Raw genomic sequence first — 19,667 nt, 5'->3', positions numbered from 1 at the left:
GCCGCCCGCCGCATGAGCGAGGAAGCCGCGCGGACTCCTGCCCCTAAGAGCCTGGCTGAGCGCTTTTCCGCCGCGCTCAAGGTCTTTCTCGAGCGCCGCGTCCTCATCGTTCTTTTTCTTGGCTTTTCGTCCGGCCTGCCGCTGGCGCTCTCCGGCTCGACACTGACGCTATGGATGGCCGATATCGGCGTCGACATCCGCGCCATCGGGCTTTATGCGCTGGTCGGCGTCCCCTACACGCTGAAATTCCTCTGGGCGCCCATCGTCGATGCCTTGCGGGTGCCGGTGCTCGGCCGCCTCCTGGGCCATCGCCGCGCATGGATGCTCGTCGCCCAGGCGCTGCTGATGGCGGCCATCCTGTTCCTCGGCTCCCTCGACCCGCTCTCGGCTCCCCTCATGGTCGCCGGCGGCGCGGTGCTCGTCGCGATCGCGTCGGCGACCCAGGACATCGTCATTGACGCCTTCCGGGTCGAGTCGCTGAAAACCGAGGAGCAGGCCGCCGGCATGGCCTATTTCATCGCCACTTACCGGGTCGGCCTGTTGGTGGCGACGGCCGGCGTCATCGGCCTCGTCGCCTATCTGGAGCATATCGGCATCGCCGCCGACAAGGTCTGGTTCTACGGCTATGCGTCGATGGCGGTGCTGGTGGTGATCGGCACCGGCGCGGCGTTGGCGGCGGTCGAGCCGGGCGGCGTTGGGGCCGAGGCGCGCGACGCGGCGCTCGGCGCCGAGGGCAACCCGGTCGCGCGGCTCGCCGTCACCGCCTATCAGGCCTTCGCCGATTTCCTCACCAAGGACTGGGCCATCGCCATCCTGCTGTTCGTCATTCTGTTCAAGCTCTGCGACACCTTTGCCGGCATCATGACGGGCCCCTTCGTGCTTGCCATCGGCTTCGACAAGGCGGCCTATGCGGCGATCGTCAAGGGGGTGGGCCTTGCCGCCTCGCTTTCCGGCGGCATCGTCGGCGGGCTCGTCGCGCGCGCCCTGCCGTTCGGCCAGGCGCTGTGGATCGCCGGCCTTCTGCAGATGGCCTCGAACCTGGTGTTTTCCTGGCAGGCCCTGGTCGGCGCAAACCACGCGGCGCTGACCCTAACCATCACGATAGAGAACTTCACCGGCGCCATCGGCACGGTGATCTTCGTCGCCTATCTGTCGGGCCTGTGCAAAAGCCCGCTGCACACCGCGACCCAGTTCGCGCTGTTGACCGCGCTGTCGGCGGTCGGGCGCACGACACTCGCCTCGCTCTCCGGCTTCCTCGCCGCGTCGTCGGGCTGGTTCTGGTTCTTCGCCCTGTCGGCGCTCGCAGCCATCCCCGGCCTGGCGCTCTTGTGGTGGCTCGACCGCCAGGGCCACTTCGCGGCTCTGGTGAAGGAGCGGGGTGAGGCAGGGTAACTGGGGGTTATGGGGCACGGTCTTGCCGACCCCGTCATTCGCGAGCAATCGGGAATCCATTGGCCGTTGCCGGGGTCGATTGGATGGATTGATTTCTCAAGCGTGTACAAGATGCACTGCCAATGGGTCCCCGACTGCTCGAGCACGACGATGAGGCGTGTGGCAACTCAATCCGCCTTCTTCCGCGCCCTTTTTTCGTAGACCGCCCACAGGTCGGGGCGGCGGGCGCGGGTGATGCGCTCGGCCTCTTCGCGGCGCCAGCGCTCGACCGCGCCGTGATCGCCGGAGGTCAGCACGGCGGGAATATCGAGGCCCTCGAAGCTCTGCGGGCGGGTATAGTGCGGATATTCGAGAAGGCCTTTCTCGAAGCTTTCCTCCGCGCCCGACTCCGCGGCACCCATGACGCCGGGCAGAAGCCTGACGCAGGCCTCGATCAGCGCCATCGCCGCGACCTCGCCGCCGGACAGCACGAAGTCGCCGAGCGAGATTTCCTCTAAGTCCCGCGCCGCGACGATGCGCTCGTCGACGCCCTCGAAGCGGCCGCAAACGACAAGCGCGCCGGGGCCTCTGGCAAGCGCCCGCACGCGCCTTTGCGTCAGCGGTGCGCCGCGCGGGCTGAGCAGGATGCGCGGCCGTTCGGGACCCGTTTCAAGCGCATGGTCGATGGCTCGTGCCAAAATGTCGATGCGCATCACCATGCCCGGCCCGCCGCCTGCCGGCGTGTCGTCGACGCTGCGGTGCCGGTCCGCGGCGAAGTCGCGGATGTCGACGGCGTCGAGCCGCCACAGCCCCTGCTCGAGCGCGCGGCCGGTCAGGCTGGCGCCGAGCGGGCCCGGAAACAGGTCGGGAAAAAGAGTCAGCACGCTCGCCTGCCAGGGCGCCTCAGCCATCGGCTCCCTCCTTTTCGCCGGGCTCAAAGAAATTCTCCGGCAGCGCCACGACGATGCGACCCTTCTCGACATCGACCTCGGGCACGAAGGATGCCGTCAGCGGCACAAGCTCGGCTGCCCGCCGGCCGGCGAAAGCGATCTCGAGAAGGTCGCCGGCGCCGAAATTCCGCACCGCCTTGACCGTGCCGATTGTCGTCCCGTCCGGGGCCTCGGCGCGAAGTCCGATCAGGTCGCAATGATACCAGCTATCGGCCCCCGGCCGCGGCAGCGCCGCGCGGTCGACATGGAGCCGGACACCCTTCAGCGCCTCGGCTGCCGGGCGGTCGTCGATGCCGGCGATGCGCGCGACGACGCCGTCCTTGGCCGCGGTGAGAGAGAGAATCTTGAAGCGCCGCTTTCCCGCTTCGTCGGTCAGCGGGCCGTAGGCGGCGATGTCCTCCGGCCGCTCGGTATAGGTTTTGATCCGCACCTCTCCGGCAAGGCCCCTGGGGCTCTGGATGACGCCCAACAGGCTGCGCTTTTCGGCGCCCGCCATGGCCTCGCCCGCGAGCCTCAGCCTGCCGCCGGTTCGTCGGCCTTCGTCTCGGGCTCTTCGGCGGCCGGTTCCTCGGCAGGCGATTCCTCGGCAGGCGCTTCCCCGGCGGGGGCCGCTTCGGCAGGCGCTTCGGCAACTGCCTCTTCCGCTGGCGCCTCCTCGGCGGGGGCTTTCTCGGCCGGAGCGTCCTCGGCCGGAGCCTCGGCCTTGGCCTCTTCCGCTGGCGCCTCCTCGGCTGGCGCCTCCGCGGCGGTCGCTTCCTCCGCGGCGGCCGCTTCCTTGGCGGCGGCTTCCGCGGCGGCGGCCTCCCTGGCGGCGGCTTCCTTGGCCGGCGCTTCGGCCTTGGCCTTTTCCTCCGCCTCGCGTTTCGCCTCCTCGCGCTCCAGCCGTTTCTTGCCGGGCTGACCCTTGATCGGGTTGTTGCGCGCGGGCCGCGTCATGATTCCGGCCGCGTCGAGAAAGCGCAGCACCCGGTCGGTCGGTTGCGCCCCCTTCGACAGCCAGTGCCTGGCGCGCTCGACATCGAGCTTGAGGCGGTCTTCGCTGTCGCGCGGCACCAGCGGATTGTAGTGACCGAGCCGCTCGATGAAGCGCCCGTCGCGGGGCATGCGCGCGTCGGCCACCACGATGCGGTAATAGGGGCGCCTCTTGGCGCCGCCGCGCGAGAGCCTGATCTTCAGTGACATATGCTGCGTTCCTTTCGTTGCGTTGACTTGGGCGCCGGGGGCCGGCGCCTCATTTCTTCTTGTCCGTGAAGCCCCTGGGCAGACCGGGCAGGCCGCCGCCGAGGCCGGGCAGCTTCGGCATGCCGCCGGGAAGCCCGGACAGTCCACCCGGCAGGCCGGCGCCAGGTCCGGACAATCCGGGCGGCATCATCTCGGGCGGCAGCTCCGGCGCGCCGCCGCCGAACAGCCCCTTGAACGCGCCGCGCTTTCCCATTTTCTTCATCATGTCGGCCATTTGCCGGTGCATCTTCAACAAACGGTTGACGTCCTGCACCTGCGTCCCGGAGCCGGCGGCGATGCGCTTCTTGCGGCTCGCCTTGAGGATTTCCGGCCGCCGCCGCTCCTGCGGCGTCATCGAGGAGATGATCGCCGTCTGCCGCTTGATGATGGTGTCGTCGAGATTGGCCCCTTCGAGCTGCTTCTTGACCTTGCCGATGCCGGGCAGCATGCCGAGCATGCCGCCGATGCCGCCGATCCGCTTCATCTGGTTGAGCTGGTCGGCGAGGTCCTCGAGGTCGAAGGTGCCCTTCTGCATCTTGCGGGCGACGCGCGCGGCCTTCTCCTGGTCGATGGTCTCGGCCGCCTTCTCGACCAGCGAGACGATGTCGCCCATGCCGAGGATGCGTCCGGCGATGCGCTCGGGGTGGAACTCTTCGAGCGCGTCGATCTTCTCGCCGACGCCGGCAAGCTTGATCGGCTTGCCGGTGACCGCCCGCATCGACAAGGCGGCGCCGCCGCGCCCGTCGCCGTCGAGCCGCGTCAGCACGATGCCGGTGATGCCGACCCGCTCGTCGAAGGACCGCGCCAGATTGACCGCGTCCTGGCCGGTCAGTGCGTCGGCGACGAGCAGGATCTCGTGCGGGCTGGTGGCGGATTTGATCTCGGCCATCTCGGCCATCAGCGGCTCGTCGAGATGGGTGCGGCCGGCGGTATCGAGGATGACCACGTCGAAGCCGGAAAGCCGCGCCGCCTGCAACGCCCGCTTGGCGATCTGCACCGGCGTCTGGCCGGCGACGATGGGCAGCGTCTCGACCCCGGTCTGCTCGCCGAGCTGTCTGAGCTGCTCCTGGGCGGCGGGCCGGCGCGTATCGAGCGAGGCCATCAGCACCTTCTTCTTGTCGCGGGTCTTGAGGCGCAAGCCGATCTTCGCCGCCGTCGTCGTCTTGCCCGAGCCCTGCAGGCCGACCAGCATGATCGGCACCGGCGGGGCGGCGGCAAGATCGATGGGCTCGCTCTCGGCGCCCAGCATGGCGACCAGCTCGTCATGGACGATCTTGACCACCTGCTGGCCGGGCGTGACCGATTTCAGCACCTCGTGGCCGACCGCCTTGCTGCGCACCTTGTCGACGAAGGAGCGGACCACGTCGAGCGCCACGTCGGCCTCGATGAGCGCCCGGCGCACCTCGCGCAGCGCCTCGCCGACATCCTTCTCGCTCAGCGCACCGCGCTTGGTGAGCTTGTCGAGGATGCCGGAAAGGCGGTCGGATAGACTCTCGAACATTCCTAATCCCGGTCCCGTCCTGTGGACGCTTCTCGCCTTTTGTCTTCCGATTTGACCCCCCTCCCGCTGCCCCCTTGCAGGGGGGAGGGACCTTGGGCAGGTCCCCGGACTCTTTTCCCTCCCCGTGCAAGGGGGAGGGCAAGCACCCGCCCCTTTTTTCCTCCCCCTGAAAGGGAGAGAATCTCGGGCAGAGCCCTGCGCCCTCTTCCCTCCCCCTGCAAGGGGGAGGGCGGTGTGGGGGTCATTCTTGGCTGTAGCAGCGTTCCGACGCTTCTCATTGCGAAAACGTTCGCGTTTCCGTGCGGCACAAATAGGTCTCCCGCGGCCAAACGCCAAACGCACCCGCGGGCGAAACCTCGCTGGCGGGTGTTGGCCTCCCGGCCTCCCGGAGGATTTGTCCCCTCCTTCGTGCCGGTCGGCCGGGCGGCGCCTGACCGTCTTTAGAAATTCGGCCGCGACCCTATGCGGGCTGCCCCCTCAAGTCAACGACCTTATCTCCGCTCCACCGCCAATTGGTCGTCCCCGCTTTACCCCTACGGTGCTCCTGCCTGTCCGTCATTCCCCGCGAAAAGCGGGGAATCCAGTAGCCTCATGCGCTGGACGGTCCGCACTGGCGCTCGGCCTAAGGCTCCGCCGATTACTGGGTGCCCCGGTCAAGCCGGGGCACGACGAAGAGGGAGGACTCAGCATGCTGCAAATCCGGGACCGGCCTCGCCGCTTACTCCCGGATTTCATCCGGGTTACGCTTGCTGTCCGCTATTCTTGCGGACTTTCCCTGACGCATTCGGCCGGGTTCTCCATCATCTGCCCCATCCCCTTTTCCACCATACAGCGTATTTGCCGCGTCATGTCCGGCGGCAGGGCGGCGGAGGCCCGAGCCTCGCGGGCTTCATGGTCGGCAACCGGCGCGCCGATGACCCGCGCCCGGCCCAGGAGATAGAGCCGCATGGTTGGGTCGAGGCGAACCAGCCGACCGTCGCTGTCCAGCATCAGAAAATAATGCATGGCCGGGACATGGTCGTCATAGGCGAGCAACTCGATGCCGCGCAGAAAGGCGTCGCGCTCTCCGGCGGCCGAGGGCGATTGGCGCGGCGGATACACCCCTCCATAGGGCTCAAGCTCGACGTCCCGCTCGCCCAGCCGCGCCAGTTCCTCGGCAAGCCCCTTCCTGGCCCTGCAAAAGGCGTATTCCGGATAGGCTTGGTTCGCCACCTTGTAGATCCAGGAGGACCGGACGCTGAATGAAACGAAGGCGCCCTTGATTTCGGAATGGCGGTCGAGATAGGCGTCGAGCAGCAGCGGCAGTACCGCCTCGCAATCCTCCCGCTCCAGCAACGCGCGATAGCGTTCCAATACGCCCGGGGCCAGCGCCTCTTCGGCCGGCGGGGCGGGATAGTCGCGCCAGGCCTTTTCCTCGATCCCGGAAGCCGCCGGAGCGGCCTCGATCGCGCGAAGCAGCCGCTCGGCCGCAGACGGGGCCTCTTCGGCCATGGCGCCGGTGCCGGCGAGAACGGCCGCCAGGAAACTCACCAACAATAGAATGACACGCATGGCGCCATCCTGACGGCATCGGGACATACGCGCAACCGCGATTACTTTGCTCTGTTCCTTCAATGACTTGGACACGACTAGGAAAACTTATCCCCGCTTTCGAAACCTCCCGGATAATCGTCATCGGACTTCGGTCCGTTCGAAACAGCGAAAGCATTGATAGCGATGGCGAAGACCGTTTCCCTCGATCAACGGCGGCAATGCGAGATCATTGCCCAGTACTGGAGCCATAATCTGGCTTTGAGGAAAGGATGGGATGAAAAGAAAAACCGCATCCGCCTCGAGGCGAATGAAAAGCGCAGCAAAGTGTGGGATCTGCAAGGAAAGCTCGACGCTCTGGGCCGGCTGCCCCTGACCTTCCCGCGCGGGCCGGTGGATGCGGCTGCCGCCATCATGGCTGAGGCAGCGATGACGATTCGACGCGGGCAACTGGAAGACCAGCTACGCGTTGCCCGCCAGGAGCTGGCCGAAAAGGAAAAAGAATTGCAGCATGCCGAGCAACAGTGGTCGCAGTTCGACAGGCTGGTCGGCGAGTCGGTGATTAAGTGGAACGCGAATGGCTGCGAAGAGGTAACTCCGCGTCCTGCCAATTCTTAGCGATCCTCGTTTTTGAAGCACTCGCGAAAGACTTCGTCGAGCGGAGCCGGTCCCAGTTCCGCGCGGCAAAGCATCTCGCGCACTCTATCAGCCGGCAGCGCCGCGGCCGCCGCGGCCTCGCGCGCCTCCTGGTCGGGGAACGGGGCACCCAGGATGCGGAGCCGGTGCACCAGGTACAACCTTTGAGCCGGATGTAGGCGCACCAGCAGCGGGTCGCTTTCCATTTTCAGGAACAAGCGGATGGCCGGGACATAGTCGTCACGGGCCAGGAACTCGATACTACGCAGATGGCGGTCGCGCTCACTGGCGGCCGGAGGCGTCGTATGAACGATATACATGCCGCTATAGGGCGCGAGTGCGACTCCCTCCTCGCGCAACCGTGCCAATTCTTTCGCCAGCCCCTGCTTGGCTTCGCAGAAGTCCTGCTCGGGATAGGCTTCGTCCACGACGGTGCCGAGCCAGGAGTGCACGACCTTGTCGGAGAAGAAGGCGCCCTTGATCTCCGGATGGCGGTCGAGATAGGCGTCGAGCAGAAGCGGCAGCACCGCCTCGCAATCCTCCCGCTCCAGCAACGCGCGATAGCGTTTAAGTACGTCCGGCGCCAGCGCTTCTTGCGCCGACGCGGCGGGATATTCGCGCCACACCTCTTCCTCGGCCTCTAAAGATGCGTCCTCATCTTCGATCGCGCGCAACAGTTTCTCGGCCGGCGACACGGCCTCTTCGGCCATGGCGGCCATCCCGGCAAACCCGGCTATGAACAAGACTGTCAAGAAGAAATGACGCATAGGCGAAAGTCTGGGGAACTTTTGCTCCGATCACAACATAGAATATGCGAGAAGAAAGGCGAATGAGCGTCCAGCATTTTCCCATCTTTCGACCATAGCCCCATTTGGCTCCGACCATGCCACGCCTCTCCCCCCGCGCCATCGCCCGCCATCTGGTCGCCGCGCGCGGCCGGCTCTATTCGCGGGAGCTTGGAATAAGGCTCGAACGCGGGACCCCCTGGCCCCTGTTCTGCTGGCCCGTCGCCCCCTACTTGCCGTCCCAGGCTCCGCCGCCGAGCGACACAGCGGCCCTGAAGCCCAGCAGATTGTAGCGGACGTGGGGATCGGGGATATCCTCGCTGATGCCGTAGAACAGCCGCTCGGCCGAGCGCATCACCACGGCGGGTAGCTCATAATCGCCGCCTCGGGCGATGAACAGGGTGCAACCCTCGTCCATCCAGGGCGAGCCGTCCGCAGGCGCGCCGTTATAGTTCTTGTGCCAGCAGTCCTCGAGCATCTCCTGGACGTTGCCGACGGTATCGAACAGCCCCCAGGGGTTTGCCTCGTAGCTGCCGGCGGGCGCGGCCCAGACCGGATTGACCTTTTCCGAGCAGCCGGAGGCCACCCAAGCCTGGTAGACCGAAGCCTTGTCTGCATGATTTGCGTATTTGCACGCCTCGTTGGGGTTCTTTCCCCAGAAGAATTGCGTCTCGCTCCCGGCGCGGGTCGCATATTCCCATTCCGCCTCGGTGGGCAGCCGGTATCGCTTGCCGGTCCTTTCGCTGAGCCAGTCGAGGTAGGCCTTCGCCTCGTCCCGCGACAGGCAAGTGGCAGGATGCCGGTCCGTATGTTCGTAGCCCGGTTGATTGAATGCCCCGTCGGCGATGTAGGCGAGATTCGGACCTTGCGAGTATTTGGCGCTATCGGGATGCAGCGTGCCGGTATATTTGAACTTCAGCTTGCCCTTGTCCGGCGTGCGGATGACGCAGACCCCGCCGGACTGGAAGCCCGTTTCTTCGACAAAGCGCGCATACTCCCCGATCGTGACCTCGAATGCGCCGATCGCGAAGCTGTAGCCGATGGTGACCTTGTGGCGCGGGGCCTCCAGGTCGTTATCGGATCCCATCATGAACTCGCCCGGCGGGATCACGACCATCTCGGGGCAATGCTCGCAATCCTTGAAGCTCGAATGCGGGGTCATGTCCTGCGCGCTCGCAGGCCCGATTGCGAGCGCGGCCAATGCCGCGCCGTACGCAAGAACGAATTTCATCCGATGGTCCTCCCGCCAAGGCGATACTCAAAAAATTAGGCTAACCGGCTGGGCCGGCGCCGGCAATGCCCGGCGCGGATGGCGGTTAATTGGTGTCTGGGCGCGCGGCCGGTGGCTTTCCCTGCCCTTCGACCGTTCCCAATAGTGACCCTCAAATCGAGAATTCGTAGAATCGCTTGCCCCGATCGCCGCAAGAGCGCGAAGACGACAGACCATGCCCCGCATTTCATCCCGCGCCATCGCCCGCCATCTCGTGCAAACGCGCGGACGGCTGTTCTCGGAAGAGCTCGGCATCGATCTGGCCGCCGACACGCCCGAGGCCCTGTTCTGCTGGCTCGTCGCGGCGCTGCTGTTCTCCGCCCGCGTCAGCGCCGATATCGCCCTCGCGGCGGCGGCCGCGCTCATCGAGCAGGGCTGGACGACGCCTGAGAAGATGGCCGGTGCGGGCTGGGAGGCGCGCACCCGCGCGCTCAACCGGTCGGGCTATGCCCGCTACGACGAGAGCACCTCGCGCATGCTCGGCGACACCTGCGCGCTGACGGTCGCGCGCTATGGCGGCGACCTGCGCATGTTGCGCGAGTCGGCCGGCCGCGATCCGGAGGAGGAGCGCCGGCTGCTGAAGCAGTTCAAGGGCATCGGCGATGTCGGCGCGGACATCTTCTGCCGCGAGGCGCAAGTATCGTGGGACGAGCTCTACCCCTTCGCCGACGCCCGCGCGCTTACGGCCGCCCGCGCCCTCGGCCTCGGGGAAACGGCCCGCGAACTTGCGACACTGGTCTCCAAGGAGGCGTTTGCGCGCCTCGCCGCCGCCCTGGTGCGCACCGCGCGCGCCAAGGATTTCGCCGCGGTGCGCGAGGCGGCCGCCCGATAGGGGAGCGGGGCGTTTCACGGCCGCGCGGCGGCCACGGAACCGTTCGTTCGCCCGTTCGTTATCTCGGGGAGCGCGCCTGGTCGTTTTCTCGCGGAGAAAGTCCGCATCGGCGGATTTCCGTTAAGGATTTTGCGGTACACACCAAGATGTTACCCATTTGGCCGAAAGGGGTCATATCCAACCCGGGATTGCTCGTGTAGAGTAACATTGGCGGAGCTCTTGAGGCCGAAGACGCAGAGTTCAACATGGTATGATTTCGGGGTCGGCATGAGAGTGAAAAAGCGCCTTAGCGCCGTCGCGGCGATGGGCCTGTTGGCTGCCGGTTTTGCGGGCGGCACGGTAAAGCCGGTTCAGGCGCAGGGTTTTTTCGAGTTACTGTTTGGTCAACCGCGATATGAGCGGCGCGAGTGGCAACGCGGGTACCAGCACGGACCGCGGATATTTGTCCCTTCCGACCCGCAGATCCGCGTCAAGAGCCCGAGCTACTACACCTATCAGCCCGACGTGCTGACGTCGGTCTCGCTTGCCAGCCTGGCGGAGGTGAAGACGGCATCGGCCGATCCCTCGGCCGTGCAGCCCGAGACGACGCCCTTCGCCGCCGCGCTCGCGCACCTGTCGCCGGAGCTGAAGATCAGGACGTTCCGCGAGGTCGCCGGCGCCATCAGGGCCCACTATTCCGAGAACCCGCATTTCGTCTGGGTGACCGACGGCCAGGTGAACGACAAGGCGCGCGCCGCGCTGGCGGCTCTGGCCAGGGCCGGCCGGTTCGGCCTTTCGCCCCGCGACTATCTCGTCGAAGTGCCCGAGGACGGGTTCGATCCCGGCGAGGAGGCGGCGCGGCACGAGCGGCTGATCCGCTTCGAGATGGAGCTTTCGGCGGCGCTCTTGACCTATGTGCTCGATGCAACGCGCGGCCGCATCGACCCGAACCGGATTTCCGGCTATCACGACCTGCCCCGCAAGGAGGTCGATCTTCACGCGGCCATGGGCATCCTGGCGTCGATCGGCAATGTCGGCGCCTATCTCGACAGCCGAAACCCGAGCAACCCGCAGTTCAAGGCGCTGGTCGCCGAGCTCGCCGCGCTGCGCGCCAAGGGCGAGACCAGGGGCGTCGAGATCGCGCCCGGCACGTTCCTGCGGCCCGGCGCCTCCAGCCCCGAGATCGCCAACGTGATCGCGGCGATCCGGCTGCGCGGCTCCCTCGGGCTATTGGCCATTCATGCGCCCGCGTTGGCCGCCTATGACGGCGGTGCGGACTACGCGCCGGAGCTCGTCGCCGTGGTCCGCGATTTCCAGCGCGAGAACGATCTCGGCCCCGACGGCATCATCGGCCGGCGCACCATCGCCGCGCTGACGGACAGGCCGATCAAGGACAAGATCGACAAGGTCCTGCTGGCCATGGAGCGGGCGCGCTGGCTGCCGTCCTATCTCGGCTCGCGCTACGTGTTCATCAACCAGCCCGCCTTCGAAGCCGCCTATATGCAGACCGGCAAGGAACCGCTGTCGACGCGGATCATCGTCGGCAAGAAGTCGAACCAGACCGCCTTCTTCGCCGACCGGATCGAGACCGTGGAATACAATCCCTATTGGGGCGTGCCGCTGTCGATCCTCGTCAACGAGATGATGCCGGAGCTTTATAACGACCCGTCCTATCTCGATCGGATCGGCTATGAGGTGACGACGGAATCGGGGCGGCGCGTCTCCTCGCGCTCGGTCGACTGGTACGGCGTCGCCACCAAGCGGGTGTCGGTCAACGTGCGCCAGCCTCCGGGCCAGGACAACGCGCTCGGCGTGGTGAAGATCCTGTTTCCCAACAAGCATTCGATCTATATGCACGACACCCCGACCAAGAACCTGTTCGACGAGGATTCCCGCGCCTTCAGCCATGGCTGCGTGCGGCTGCAGAAGCCGCGGGAAATGGCCGCCGCCGTGCTCGGCAAGCCGATCGCCTATGTCGACAAGCGGATTGCCGAGGGGCGCAACGATTCCGACCCCGTCACCGCCGACGTCGCGGTCTATGTCGCCTATTTCACCGCCTGGCCGGCGCCGGACGGCACCGTGCGCTACTATGACGACATGTACGACCGCGACATGTATCTTGGCAGCGCCATCGCCCGCACCAATGTGACCCGCCACCCCAACGGTTAAGGCCGGGCGGCGGCCTCCATCCGTCATTACCCGCGAAGGCGGGTAAACCAGTAGCCTCATGCGCCTGTGGTTCGCACCGCCGTTTCGCTTGGGACTCCAATTACGCAATTACCAATTACGTGACAAAATTACGGTGACAGTGGAATTACGAATTACGGTGACAGTGCATTTAATTGACCATCGCCGCGGAGCGCATTGAGCAAATTAAATGCACTGTCACCGTAATGTTTCATTTGTGTGGATTTTCCTACAAATTTTTGGCGTAAAACTCACAATGTTTGTAGATTTTCGTTTTAAGAAAGATCCCATGTAGTCCTAGCTTGCCATTTCAATGCGGAAATTGGCCAGGGCACGCTTGCTAATAGTTTGCAGCGGATGCTGAAATGCCGATCTACGAATTTGCTCAGACTGCGATAAGACGGCTTGAGGCAACAGCGTTTAGTGAGGTCGGCTTGCATGAACGGCGCGACTTGCAGCGGCTCTTGCGCGAGCACGTCGAGGTTATCGCCCCGGAAACTCTTGTGATTTCGGAGGAGTTTGGGGATTGGGAGGATTCCCGTAGGCGCATCGATCTACTTGCCATCGACAAGGCTGCAAACCTTGTCGTCATCGAACTGAAGCGTACCGAAGACGGCGGCCATATGGAACTTCAGTCCATTCGTTATGCGGCAATGGTATCGACAATGACTTTCGAGCGAGCAGCTGACGCATTTGGACAATATCTCAAGCAGCACGGCAAGGAAGATCAAGACCCCCGAGCGAAAATCCTCGATTTCCTCGGTTGGGATGAACCAGACCACGAGCAATTTGCGCAAGACGTTCGGATCGTTCTTGCTTCCGCCGAGTTCTCCAAGGAGCTGACGTCTTCGGTGCTGTGGCTCAATGAGCGTGATATCGATATTCGGTGTGTCCGGCTGAAACCCTACAACCTTGATGGACGAGTCCTCGTGGATGTGCAGCAAATTATTCCGCTTCCGGAGGCCGCAGACTATCAGACCCTATTCCGTGAGAAGGCTCGGAAAGAGCGTGAGGCCCGCAGCAATGCCGATTTCACGCGATTTGATATCCAGGTTGGAGGTGAGACGCATCCGACAATGTGGAAGAGAAACGCCATTTTTGTTGTATGCAAGCATCTCTGTGAACATGGAATTGATCCAGATGAAATCACCACGCTGTTGGAGGGGTGCAAGCACCGTGTCTGGTTTTCAATGGACGGCACGTTGAATGCTTCAGAATTTGAAAGGCTTGCCTCTGAGAGGTCGTCAATAGGCGGTTCGACTTTTGATAACCGCCGATGGTTCTGCGGAGATGCTGAGCTCGTCCACGCTGACGGGAAAACCTATGCCTTCTCGAATCAGTGGGGTGGACAGATGTGGCACACGGCCATGCAGCTGCTCAAAGAGAGGTATTCCAGTTTCAAGATAGAATATTCCCCGGTACGAGGAATCGGATGACGGTGAAGGTGCGTTCACTTCACCCAACGCATGCACCGGCGACAAAGAGTCTGAATTACGAATTACGGTGACGGAATTACGATGATAGCAAGCGTAGCCCGGATGGAGCGATAGCGAAATCCGCGACCGGCCTTGCCGCTTCACGCCGAAATTCCTCCGGGCTACGCTTGTTATGCCTGCTGTCGTCTTTAGGGGAGGCATCAATGGCTGATGGCGCTTGGGTGGCCCTTGCTGGCGGCGGCATCGGTATTGCTGGCACTCTCGGCGCTACATATTTGGCCCATTGGCTCCAAATGCGCCGCACAGATCGGCTTGACGCCAAGAGGAAAGAACTCTTGCTGGCCATGCTCCAGACTGGAGACAAATGGCGGACGCTTGAAACACTGACCCGCGTCATCGGCGCTGACGAGCCGACAACCATACGTCTTCTCTTGGAAATAGGCGCCCGTGGTTCGCAAACGGGCAATTTAGTTTGGGGGCTAATTTCCCGCAATCCGTTGCCGGAAAGCGATAAGGGAGACTAGGACATCTGCCCTCTGATAAGAACAGCAGCATCACCTGGATGGCGCGCAAACGAAATCCGCGGATTGGCCCCGCCGCTTCAACGACGGCTTTCGTCCGGGACACGCTTGCCACGTCTTTAGCCTAGGCCAAGATACAGGAGCTGGCGCAATGATAATATTCGGAACGAGGGGCGTCACCATTTCGAAAGAATCCGGCACCTTCTATTGCCCTGAGTGCACAACCCGCCAACCGTACAAGCTAAAAAAAGCTCGACGTTTCTTCACGCTCTACTTCATCCCCGTCATCCCTTTGGACGCCTTGGGCGAATTCGTCGAGTGCCAAGTCTGCAAGGGCACTTACCGAACTAACGTTCTACAGTACGACCCCGACAGGCAGGCAGAGCGCATAGAAGCCGAGTTTCGCCGGGCTCTGCGACACGTCATGCTTCAGATGATGCTAGCTGACGGTCGAATTGACGAAAAGGAGGTAGAGGCTGTCTCAGCCGTCTACGAAAGCTTGACGGGTGACGTTCTAACGGCGGATGAGGTTCGTCGGGAGGCAATGGCCCAAACAGGTACGACTGTTGACATCCGCGACTACCTCGTCGGGCTCGCCGGACTGCTGAATGATGAAGGGAAGGAAATGGTTGTAAAGGCTGTCTTCCTTACCGCGATGTCGGACGGCGATCTTGCTGAACAAGAAATGGCCTTTCTGTTGCTCGTGGGTCGGGCTCTGCAGATGTCGAAGCACCATGTTCGAAGTGTTGTCCAAGAGATGATGGAGTCTGCTGCTTAACAAATCCGGATGGGGTGAGTGTAGCGAGGCTCATCTTGCCGCATCACGCCGGGCCGCATCTCCACCATACCCCTTCCCCCTCTGGCTTCTCCCCCCTTTTTCCGCCATATACTCCCCACCATGAGCGCACAAAGCGCACCGCGCGCCATCCCCTTCGTCAAGATGAACGGGCTCGGCAACGATTTCGTTATCGTCGATGCCCGAAAGGCCCCGGTGCGCCTTTCGCCGGCCGAGGTCGCGCGCGTCGCAGACCGCGAGCGCGGCGTCGGCTGCGACCAGCTCATCCTCCTGGAAAACAGCGACACGGCCGACCTCTTCATGCGCATCCATAATGCCGACGGCGGCGAGGTGGCGGCCTGCGGCAACGCCACCCGCTGCATCGCCGCGCTGATCTTCGCGGAGACCGGCCGCGCCGAGGCCGTCTTCGAAACCCGCGCGGGAAGGCTCAGGGCGTGGGCCGCGGAAGGCGGCGCCGTCAGCGTCGACATGGGGTGCCCGCGTTTCGACTGGCAGGACATCCCGCTCGCCGAGGAGTTTCGGGATACGCGCGCGATCGAGCTTCAGATCGGCCCCATCGACGCGCCGGTGCTGCATTCGCCGAGCGTCGTCAATGTCGGCAACCCGCACGCCGTCTTCTGGGTCGACGACGTGACGGCCCACGATCTTGCCCGCTTCGGGCCGCTGCTCGAAAACCACCCCGTCTTCCCCGACCGCGCCAACATTTCGCTTGCCCATGTGACGGCGCCGGACGCGATCGCGCTCAAGGTCTGGGAGCGCGGCGCCGGCCTCACCAGGGCCTGCGGCACGGCGGCGTGCGCGGCGGCCGTGTGCGCCGCGCGGAAAAAGCTCACCGGCCGCCGCGTCGCGGTGACGCTGCCGGGCGGTGTGCTCGACATCGAATGGCGCGCCGACGACCGGATTATCATGACCGGCCCGGTCGAGACCGAGTTCGAAGGCATCATCGAGCCCGCCCTCATCGCCGGGAGCGCCGCCTGATGGGCAATGAGATCATCACCTTCGGCTGCCGGCTCAACGCCTACGAGTCCGAGGTCATCCGCCTTAAGGCGGAGGCCGCGGGCCTCGGCGACGCCGTCATCGTCAACACCTGCGCGGTGACCGCGGAGGCGACCCGCCAGGCGCGCCAGGCGATCCGCAAGGCCCGCCGCGACAACCCGCGGGCGCGCATCGTCGTCACCGGCTGCGCGGCGCAGCTCGAGCCTGAGCGCTTCGCCGCCATGGCCGAGGTCGACCTGGTGCTCGGGAACGAGGAGAAGCTTGCATATGCAAGTTACCGCGATTTCGGCCTCGGGGACGAGGAGAGGGTGCGGGTCAACGACATCATGCAGGTGCGCGAGACCGCCTCCCACATGATCGGTTCTTTCGCGGGGCGGACCCGCGCCTTCCTCCAGGTGCAGAACGGCTGCGATCACCGCTGCACCTTCTGCATCATCCCCTTTGCCCGCGGGCCGTCGCGCTCGGTGCCCATGGGGGCCGCGGTCGCCGAGGCGCGCCGGCTCGCCGAGAACGGCCATGCGGAGATCGTGCTGACCGGCGTCGACATCACCGCCTACGGCGCCGACTTGGCCGGGTGCCCGTCGCTGGGCTCGCTCGCGCGCGCCGTGCTGCGCGGCGTGCCGGACCTGAAGCGGCTCAGGCTCTCCTCCATCGATTCCATCGAGGCCGACGCGGCGCTCGTCGCCGCCTTCGCCGAGGAAGCCCGGCTGATGCCGCACGTGCATCTGTCGCTGCAGTCGGGCGACGACATGATTTTGAAGCGCATGAAGCGGCGCCATTCCCGCGCCGATACGATCCGCTTCTGTGATCGGCTGCGCGAACTGCGCCCGGACATGGTCTTCGGCGCCGACATCATCGCCGGCTTCCCGACCGAGACCGAGGCGATGTTTCAGAACTCGCTTTCGATCGTCGAGGAGTGCGGCCTGACCTTCCTGCACGTCTTTCCGTTCTCCGCGCGCGAGGGGACACCCGCCGCCCGCATGCCCCAGCTCGACCGCGCCGTGGTCAAGGAGCGCGCGGCCCGCCTGCGCCGGGCTGGCGCCCGGGCGCTCGCCCGCCATCTGCAAAGCCAGCGCGGGACGACGCAGGATGTGCTGTTCGAGACCGGGCAAATCGGCCGCACCGCCCAGTTCACTCCCGTCGCGGTCACGGGCGCCCATCGGCCCGGCGTCATCGCGCCGGTGACCATCACCGGTACGAGCGACAAGGCGCTCGCCGGGCGGATCGCGGCATGAGCGAGGAGAGGGGCAACAGGCCCGGCTTCTTCCTCCGTCTGTTGCGTGGGCCCGCCGAGGAGGCGATCGAGGAGGCGGTTAAGCCCAAGCCTGAAAAACCGGCGGCCGCCAAGCCGAAACCGAAGCCCGGACCGGAGCCCAGACCGGCCGCGCGGAAAGCGGAACGGAATGAACCGGAAACTCGGCGGAAAGAACCGGAAACTCGGCGGAAAGAACCGCCATCCTCTCCCGTTCCAGTTGCAAAAAGTGAGCCCCCGCAACCCGCGCCCGAGCCCGCCAAGAAAACCTGGCTCGCGCGGCTCAAGACCGGGCTTTCCCGCTCCTCCAGCGCGCTCGGCGACAACATCGCCGCCGTCTTCACCCAGCGCAAGCTCGATGAGGAGATGCTGCAAGAGCTTGAAGACGTTCTCATTTCCGCCGACCTCGGGGTCGAGACGGCGATGAAGATCGCGCAGGCCGTGGGCCGCGGCCGCTACGACAAGGAGATCGCGCCCGACGAGGTCAAGGAGGTGCTCGCCGCCGAGGTCGAGAAGGTGCTTGAGCCGGTCGCCACGCCGCTTTCCGTCGATCCCGCCCACAAGCCCTATGTCATTCTAATCGTTGGTGTAAATGGCACCGGCAAGACCACGACCATCGGCAAGCTCGCGCATTCCTTCCGCAATCAGGACCGCTCGGTGATGCTCGCCGCCGGCGACACCTTCCGCGCCGCCGCCATCGAGCAGCTCCGGATCTGGGGCGAGCGCACCGGCGCCCCGGTCATCGCCCGCGACATCGGCGCGGACGCCGCCGGCCTCGTCTTCGACGCCATCGGGGCGGCGAAGGAGGCGGGGACCGACATTCTGATGATCGACACGGCCGGCCGGCTGCAGAACAAGGCTAACCTCATGGCGGAGCTTGAAAAAGTGGTACGCGTCATCAACAAGCAGGACGAAACTGCGCCGCACGACGTGATCCTGGTGCTCGACGCCACCACCGGACAGAACGCCGTGCAGCAGGTCGAGATCTTCAGGAACGTGGCCGGCGTCACCGGCCTCGTCATGACCAAGCTCGACGGCACCGCCCGCGGCGGCATTCTGGTCGCCATCGCGGCGAAATACGCTCTGCCGGTGCACGCCATCGGCATCGGCGAGGGGCTCGACGATCTGCAGCCATTCGAGGCGCGCCAGTTCGCCCGCGCCATTGCGGGTCTTGCAGACTAAGCGCATGGAAAGAAAGCTCAATCCCTGGCTCAAGCTGGCGCTCGACCTTGGCCCGCTTCTGGTCTTCTTTGTCGTCAATGCCAGGCTCGGCATTTTCTGGGCGACGGGGACATTCATGGGCGCCATGGTGCTGAGCCTTGCCGTCTCCTATGCGATTTCGCGCACCGTCGCGCTGATGCCGCTGGTCACGCTGGCCTTCGTCATGATTTTCGGCGGCCTGACGCTGTGGCTGCAGGACGAGACTTTCATCAAGGTCAAGCCGACGCTGGTCTATCTCCTTTTCGCCGTCATTCTCGGCGCCGGCATGGCCTTCCAGCGGCCGCTGCTGAAGCCCTTGCTCGGCACCATGCTGGCGCTTTCCGAGACTGGCTGGCGGCTACTGACCTGGCGCTGGACGGGATTCTTCCTCGCCCTTGCCGTACTCAACGAGATCGTCTGGCGCAACGTCTCGACCGACACCTGGGTCGCCTTCAAGGTGTTCGGCTTTCTGCCGCTGACCCTCCTCTTCGCGGTCGCGCAGGTGCCGCTCATGCAGCGCTTCGAACAGCGGGGCAAGGATAAACAATCGATTGATTAAAACGCGGCTCAGCCGCCGCTCCGACCGGCGGCTCCGGCGGCCGAGCCGGCTTCGGCTGCGACCTTGGCGACGATTTTGCGCAGCAACGCCAGGCTGCCTTCGTCGAGCGGGCCGATATGCTTGTAGCGGATGATGCCCTTGCCATCGACGACGAAGGTCTCGGGCACCCCATAGACGCCCCAATCGATGGCCACGCGCCCGCTATCGTCGACGCCGACGGCCTGGTACGGATTGCCGAGCTGGCCGAGGAAGCGCAGGGCGTTCTCCGTCGCGTCCTTGTAGTTGAGGCCATACATGCGCGCGCGCCCGTCCTGCGCCAGTTCCATCAGATGGGGATGCTCCTGCCGGCACGGCCCGCACCACGAGGCCCAGATATTGACCAGGCTGACTTCGCCCTCGGCAAGGTTGGCGCTGGAAAAGCCGGGCATCGGCCGGCCTTTTTCGAGCAGGCCTTCGAGCGGCTTGAGCTCGAAGTTCGGCACCGGCTTGTCGATCAGCACCGACGGGATGCGGTGCGGGTCGCCGGAAAAAAGCTGGACATAGAACAGGCCGGCGAGGCCGAGGAAGATCAAGAGCGGTATGACAACCGCGAGCGTGCGCCGCCGCGCCGGGCGGGCCTCACGCGGTTCGGTCGAGGTCACCATC

18 protein-coding genes and 1 pseudogene are annotated in these 19,667 nt (G+C 64.8%); 11 read left to right on the top strand and 8 right to left on the bottom strand.

Annotation, left to right across the window (positions count from 1 at the left end; translation table 11 throughout):
• Nucleotides 1-12: 12 nt before the first annotated feature.
• Nucleotides 13-1,392 carry an MFS transporter gene (locus Q8P46_05415; GenBank protein MDP2619599.1) on the top strand — a complete coding sequence of 460 codons (1,380 nt, stop codon included), beginning with the start codon at nucleotides 13-15 and terminating at the stop codon, nucleotides 1,390-1,392.
• A gap of 167 nt (nucleotides 1,393-1,559) precedes the next feature.
• On the opposite strand, the gene trmD is transcribed toward Q8P46_05415, so the two are convergent.
• The 5 genes and pseudogenes from trmD to Q8P46_05390 all read right to left on the bottom strand — a co-directional run bounded on the left by trmD (nucleotide 1,560) and on the right by Q8P46_05390 (nucleotide 6,594).
• Nucleotides 1,560-2,282 carry a tRNA (guanosine(37)-N1)-methyltransferase TrmD gene (trmD, locus tag Q8P46_05410; GenBank protein MDP2619598.1) on the bottom strand — a complete coding sequence of 241 codons (723 nt, stop codon included), beginning with the start codon at nucleotides 2,280-2,282 and terminating at the stop codon, nucleotides 1,560-1,562.
• Nucleotides 2,275-2,817, bottom strand: coding sequence for a ribosome maturation factor RimM (rimM, locus tag Q8P46_05405; protein MDP2619597.1), 543 nt, complete (start codon nucleotides 2,815-2,817; stop codon nucleotides 2,275-2,277). The genes trmD and rimM overlap by 8 nt, the downstream gene beginning before the upstream one ends.
• A 275-nt stretch (nucleotides 2,818-3,092) precedes the next feature.
• Nucleotides 3,093-3,503 (bottom strand): annotated as a pseudogene (gene rpsP, locus Q8P46_05400) (30S ribosomal protein S16).
• Between the two features lie 49 nt (nucleotides 3,504-3,552).
• Nucleotides 3,553-5,043 (bottom strand): signal recognition particle protein, encoded by a 1,491-nt coding sequence (gene ffh / locus Q8P46_05395; protein ID MDP2619596.1) that lies wholly within the window; start codon nucleotides 5,041-5,043, stop codon nucleotides 3,553-3,555.
• 756 nt (nucleotides 5,044-5,799) lie between these two features.
• Entirely contained in the window at nucleotides 5,800-6,594 is a 795-nt protein-coding gene (locus Q8P46_05390; protein MDP2619595.1) for a hypothetical protein, read from the bottom strand.
• A 165-nt stretch (nucleotides 6,595-6,759) separates the two neighbouring features.
• Between Q8P46_05390 and Q8P46_05385 the strand changes: the two genes are divergently transcribed.
• Nucleotides 6,760-7,191 (top strand): hypothetical protein, encoded by a 432-nt coding sequence (locus tag Q8P46_05385; GenBank protein ID MDP2619594.1) that lies wholly within the window; start codon nucleotides 6,760-6,762, stop codon nucleotides 7,189-7,191.
• On the opposite strand, the gene Q8P46_05380 is transcribed toward Q8P46_05385, so the two are convergent.
• Nucleotides 7,188-7,919, bottom strand: a complete 732-nt coding sequence (locus Q8P46_05380; GenBank protein MDP2619593.1) for a hypothetical protein — start codon at nucleotides 7,917-7,919, stop codon at nucleotides 7,188-7,190. The genes Q8P46_05385 and Q8P46_05380 overlap by 4 nt on opposite strands.
• Before the next feature lie 304 nt (nucleotides 7,920-8,223).
• Entirely contained in the window at nucleotides 8,224-9,225 is a 1,002-nt protein-coding gene (locus Q8P46_05375) for an SUMF1/EgtB/PvdO family nonheme iron enzyme (protein MDP2619592.1), read from the bottom strand.
• A 214-nt stretch (nucleotides 9,226-9,439) separates the two neighbouring features.
• Here Q8P46_05375 and Q8P46_05370 point away from each other — a divergent pair, with 214 nt between their 5' ends.
• The 9 genes from Q8P46_05370 to Q8P46_05330 all read left to right on the top strand — a co-directional run bounded on the left by Q8P46_05370 (nucleotide 9,440) and on the right by Q8P46_05330 (nucleotide 19,022).
• Complete coding sequence (locus tag Q8P46_05370) at nucleotides 9,440-10,096, top strand: hypothetical protein (GenBank protein ID MDP2619591.1); 657 nt, start codon at nucleotides 9,440-9,442, stop codon at nucleotides 10,094-10,096.
• A gap of 267 nt (nucleotides 10,097-10,363) precedes the next feature.
• A complete protein-coding gene (locus Q8P46_05365; protein ID MDP2619590.1) occupies nucleotides 10,364-12,244 on the top strand; it encodes a L,D-transpeptidase family protein in 1,881 nt (626 codons plus the stop codon).
• A gap of 383 nt (nucleotides 12,245-12,627) precedes the next feature.
• Complete coding sequence (locus tag Q8P46_05360; protein ID MDP2619589.1) at nucleotides 12,628-13,698, top strand: hypothetical protein; 1,071 nt, start codon at nucleotides 12,628-12,630, stop codon at nucleotides 13,696-13,698.
• Between the two features lie 203 nt (nucleotides 13,699-13,901).
• Nucleotides 13,902-14,222, top strand: a complete 321-nt coding sequence (locus tag Q8P46_05355) for a hypothetical protein (GenBank protein MDP2619588.1) — start codon at nucleotides 13,902-13,904, stop codon at nucleotides 14,220-14,222.
• 148 nt (nucleotides 14,223-14,370) lie between these two features.
• Nucleotides 14,371-14,997: a TerB family tellurite resistance protein gene (locus tag Q8P46_05350; protein ID MDP2619587.1), complete on the top strand. Its 627-nt coding sequence runs from the start codon at nucleotides 14,371-14,373 to the stop codon at nucleotides 14,995-14,997.
• Between the two features lie 120 nt (nucleotides 14,998-15,117).
• On the top strand, nucleotides 15,118-15,993 hold the full coding sequence (gene dapF / locus Q8P46_05345) for a diaminopimelate epimerase (protein MDP2619586.1): 876 nt from the start codon (nucleotides 15,118-15,120) through the stop codon (nucleotides 15,991-15,993).
• Complete coding sequence (gene mtaB / locus Q8P46_05340; protein MDP2619585.1) at nucleotides 15,993-17,246, top strand: tRNA (N(6)-L-threonylcarbamoyladenosine(37)-C(2))-methylthiotransferase MtaB; 1,254 nt, start codon at nucleotides 15,993-15,995, stop codon at nucleotides 17,244-17,246. The genes dapF and mtaB overlap by 1 nt, the downstream gene beginning before the upstream one ends.
• Nucleotides 17,243-18,445 (top strand): signal recognition particle-docking protein FtsY, encoded by a 1,203-nt coding sequence (gene ftsY, locus Q8P46_05335; GenBank protein MDP2619584.1) that lies wholly within the window; start codon nucleotides 17,243-17,245, stop codon nucleotides 18,443-18,445. The genes mtaB and ftsY overlap by 4 nt, the downstream gene beginning before the upstream one ends.
• Nucleotides 18,446-18,449: 4 nt before the next feature.
• Entirely contained in the window at nucleotides 18,450-19,022 is a 573-nt protein-coding gene (locus tag Q8P46_05330; protein ID MDP2619583.1) for a septation protein A, read from the top strand.
• Nucleotides 19,023-19,030: 8 nt separating this feature from the next.
• Here the strand turns inward: Q8P46_05330 and Q8P46_05325 are convergent, their stop codons facing one another.
• Nucleotides 19,031-19,666, bottom strand: a complete 636-nt coding sequence (locus Q8P46_05325) for a DsbE family thiol:disulfide interchange protein (GenBank protein ID MDP2619582.1) — start codon at nucleotides 19,664-19,666, stop codon at nucleotides 19,031-19,033.
• Nucleotide 19,667 lies beyond the last annotated feature (1 nt).

The sequence above is a fragment of the Hyphomicrobiales bacterium genome (genome assembly GCA_030688605.1).
Classification (GTDB): Bacteria; Pseudomonadota; Alphaproteobacteria; order Rhizobiales; family NORP267; genus JAUYJB01.
This window is presented reverse-complemented; position numbering and strand designations above follow the sequence as displayed.

Bases quoted from the DNA above. Each gene is read 5' to 3' on its own strand.
- ffh (MDP2619596.1), bottom strand. From the start codon at position 5,043: ATGTTCGAGAGTCTATCCGACCGCCTTTCCGGCATCCTCGACAAGCTC.
- Q8P46_05365 (MDP2619590.1), top strand. From the start codon at position 10,364: ATGAGAGTGAAAAAGCGCCTTAGCGCCGTCGCGGCGATGGGCCTGTTG.
- Q8P46_05390 (MDP2619595.1), bottom strand. From the start codon at position 6,594: ATGCGTGTCATTCTATTGTTGGTGAGTTTCCTGGCGGCCGTTCTCGCC.
- Q8P46_05360 (MDP2619589.1), top strand. From the start codon at position 12,628: ATGCCGATCTACGAATTTGCTCAGACTGCGATAAGACGGCTTGAGGCA.
- Q8P46_05355 (MDP2619588.1), top strand. From the start codon at position 13,902: ATGGCTGATGGCGCTTGGGTGGCCCTTGCTGGCGGCGGCATCGGTATT.
- Q8P46_05370 (MDP2619591.1), top strand. From the start codon at position 9,440: ATGCCCCGCATTTCATCCCGCGCCATCGCCCGCCATCTCGTGCAAACG.
- Q8P46_05325 (MDP2619582.1), bottom strand. From the start codon at position 19,666: ATGGTGACCTCGACCGAACCGCGTGAGGCCCGCCCGGCGCGGCGGCGC.
- Q8P46_05330 (MDP2619583.1), top strand. From the start codon at position 18,450: ATGGAAAGAAAGCTCAATCCCTGGCTCAAGCTGGCGCTCGACCTTGGC.
- Q8P46_05350 (MDP2619587.1), top strand. From the start codon at position 14,371: ATGATAATATTCGGAACGAGGGGCGTCACCATTTCGAAAGAATCCGGC.
- Q8P46_05375 (MDP2619592.1), bottom strand. From the start codon at position 9,225: ATGAAATTCGTTCTTGCGTACGGCGCGGCATTGGCCGCGCTCGCAATC.
- trmD (MDP2619598.1), bottom strand. From the start codon at position 2,282: ATGGCTGAGGCGCCCTGGCAGGCGAGCGTGCTGACTCTTTTTCCCGAC.
- Q8P46_05380 (MDP2619593.1), bottom strand. From the start codon at position 7,919: ATGGCCGAAGAGGCCGTGTCGCCGGCCGAGAAACTGTTGCGCGCGATC.
- ftsY (MDP2619584.1), top strand. From the start codon at position 17,243: ATGAGCGAGGAGAGGGGCAACAGGCCCGGCTTCTTCCTCCGTCTGTTG.
- mtaB (MDP2619585.1), top strand. From the start codon at position 15,993: ATGGGCAATGAGATCATCACCTTCGGCTGCCGGCTCAACGCCTACGAG.
- rimM (MDP2619597.1), bottom strand. From the start codon at position 2,817: ATGGCGGGCGCCGAAAAGCGCAGCCTGTTGGGCGTCATCCAGAGCCCC.
- Q8P46_05385 (MDP2619594.1), top strand. From the start codon at position 6,760: ATGGCGAAGACCGTTTCCCTCGATCAACGGCGGCAATGCGAGATCATT.
- Q8P46_05415 (MDP2619599.1), top strand. From the start codon at position 13: ATGAGCGAGGAAGCCGCGCGGACTCCTGCCCCTAAGAGCCTGGCTGAG.
- dapF (MDP2619586.1), top strand. From the start codon at position 15,118: ATGAGCGCACAAAGCGCACCGCGCGCCATCCCCTTCGTCAAGATGAAC.